3 protein-coding genes are annotated in these 2,652 nt (G+C 66.1%); all 3 read left to right on the forward strand.

Annotated elements, in window-relative coordinates; translation table 11 throughout:
* On the forward strand, positions 1–197 hold a 197-nt coding region (locus VFW69_RS06745; protein WP_526499431.1), incomplete at its 5' end, for a hypothetical protein.
* 26 nt (positions 198–223) lie between these two features.
* Entirely contained in the window at positions 224–1,303 is a 1,080-nt protein-coding gene (locus tag VFW69_RS06750; protein ID WP_526499433.1) for an amidohydrolase family protein, read from the forward strand.
* Between the two features lie 68 nt (positions 1,304–1,371).
* A partial coding sequence (gene proS / locus VFW69_RS06755) for a proline--tRNA ligase (protein ID WP_526499435.1) occupies positions 1,372–2,652 on the forward strand: 1,281 nt, incomplete at its 3' end.

Below are 2,652 nucleotides of genomic sequence, written 5' to 3' on the forward strand. Positions count from 1 at the left end.
ACTACCTGACCATCTACCCGTCAACCCCGCGGCCGAATACGTCCAGCGTGAACTTCAGCGGCGGCCGGCTGGTGCCGAACGGCGTGATCATGAATCTCGCCCCCGCGCCGAGCAACGGCCCGGAAACGTCGCAGGTCTACAACGCGGCCGGATCCGTGGACGTCGTGATGGATCTGCTCGGCTATTTCTTGAAGTAGCCGAGCAGCTCGGTAACGTCCCCGCCATGACGGTCCTGCACGTCCGGGGAGTCCTCCTACCCGACGAGATCGAGCGTGACGCGTGGCTGATCGATGGCAGGTTGACGTTCGACCGCTGTGCCGGCGCTGCCGAGACGATCAGCGACGGCGGATACGTCCTCCCCGGATTCGTCGACGCGCACTGCCACATCGGCCTGGCACCGGAGGGCCACGTTCCGGATCCCGACGGACAAGCCACGCAAGCCAAGCGCGATCGTGACGCGGGTGCACTGCTGCTACGCGATGCCGGATCGCCGGTGGACAACACCGGCGTGCAGCGGCGCGACGATCTGCCTCGGCTGATTCGAGCCGGACGGCACATCGCCCGGCCGTACCGATATATCCGCGACCTCGGCGTCGAGGTCGAGCCGGATGATCTCGTGGCGGAGGTCGAGCGGCAGGCCGGGCGCGGTGACGGCTGGGTGAAGCTGGTGGGCGACTGGATCGACCGGTCGACCGGTGATCTTGGGCCGGTCTGGCCCGACGACGTGCTGAAGGACGCGGTTGCACGCGCCCACGAACTAGATGTCCGCGTCGCGGTGCACGTGTTCGGCGAGGATGCCTTGCCCGCGCTGATCACCGCCGGAGTCGATTCAATCGAGCACGGCAGCGGGCTCACGGAGGACCTAGTTGACGAGGTGGCGCGGCGGGGGATGGCAGTGGTGCCGACGTTGATCAACATCGATAACTTTCCGGGCATCGCCGCGACCGGCGAAGCCAAGTTCCCGATCTACTCGGCGCACATGCGCGCGTTGCACGAGACGTCGCGCCAGCGAATCAGGCAGGCTTGGGAGGCCGGAGTGCCGATCTACACGGGTACTGACGCCGGCGGCTCAATGCACCATGGCCTGGTGCGCGAGGAGATTCGGGAGCTCGTCGGCGCCGGCATTCCCGCCGCCGAGGTCATTGCGCAGTCGTCCTGGCGCGCGCGGGAATGGCTAGGGCTCCCTGGCTTGGTGGAGGGCGCGCCGGCAGATCTCGTCGTGTATGAAGCTGACCCCCGGGTTGATCTTGCGACGCTCGCGAAGCCGCAGCGGATCGTGTTGCGCGGCGCCGTTGTTGCCTGATCCTACGGTCAGCACTGACCGGTGGAGGCGGGTCAATTCGCTACTGGGGACTCCGTAGCATCCCTGTTATGGCACGCGTGCTCACTCCGCAGGCAGAGGACTTCCCTCGCTGGTACCAGGACGTCGTCGGCAAGGCCGAGCTGGCCGACAACGGACCGGTTCGCGGCACGATGGTCATTCGGCCCTACGGCTACGCGATCTGGGAACGCATGCAAGCGGAGATGGACGCCCGGATCAAGACCGCTGGCGCCCAGAATGCCTACTTCCCCCTGTTCATACCGGAGTCCTACCTCAACCGGGAAGCTGAGCACGTCGAAGGCTTCAGCCCGGAGCTTGCCGTCGTGACGCACGCGGGCGGCAAGGCGCTCGACGAGCCGATCGTCGTCCGCCCTACGTCAGAGACGGTCATCGGGGAGTTCATGGCGAAGTGGGTCAACAGCTATCGCGATCTTCCCTTGCTCCTGAATCAATGGGCGAACGTTGTCAGATGGGAGCTCCGGCCGCGGATCTTCCTGCGTACCACCGAATTCCTGTGGCAAGAGGGTCACACCGCGCACGCGACGTATGAAGAGGCGCGGGCCTACGCGCGGCGGATCTTGCTCGAGGTCTACACCGACTTCATGGTGCGAGTACTGGCGATTCCTGTGGTCGTCGGCCGCAAGACCGCCGCAGAACGCTTCGCCGGCGCGATCAACACGACGGCTTGCGAGGCCATGACGCGAGACGGCAAGGCGTTGCAAATGGGTACGTCGCACGAGCTCGGTCAGAATTTCGCGCGCGCTTTCAACATCGAGTTCTCCGGCGCGGACGGTCGGCGTTCTCTGGCGTGGACGACCTCATGGGGAAGCTCCGCCCGGATGGTCGGGGGTCTGATCATGGTGCACGGCGACGACCACGGGTTGCGGGTACCGCCGGCGCTCGCGCCGATCCAGGTAGTGGTCATGGCGGTCAAGGACGAAGGTGTCGCGGCAGCTCGCCGGATCGGCGACGAGCTGCGGACCCTCGGCATACGCGTCGCTGTGGACGATGATGCCGACATCCACTTCGGCCGCCGTGCGGTCGACTGGGAGCTGAAGGGCGTGCCACTCCGTCTCGAAGTCGGTCCACGCGATCTCGCGGCTGGTCAAGCGACAATCGTCAACCGGATTTCCGGCGCCGAGAAGGCATCGGTCTCGCTGGACGGTCTAGGCGGTGAGGTGGCTCGGCTCCTCGCGACCGAACAGGACGCAATGCTGGAGGCAGCTCGCGCGGAACGGGATGCGCGCATCGTCGAGGTGACCTCCGTCGACGATGCCGCGGCTACGGCAGCAGAGGGCTGGGCGAAGATCTCATGGAGCAAGCTCGGTCTG

The organism is Mycobacterium sp. (assembly GCF_036273375.1).
Taxonomy (GTDB): Bacteria; Actinomycetota; Actinomycetes; order Mycobacteriales; family Mycobacteriaceae; genus Mycobacterium.

Coding starts and splice junctions, on each gene's coding strand:
- VFW69_RS06750 (WP_526499433.1), top strand. CDS start 224: ATGACGGTCCTGCACGTCCGGGGAGTCCTCCTACCCGACGAGATCGAG.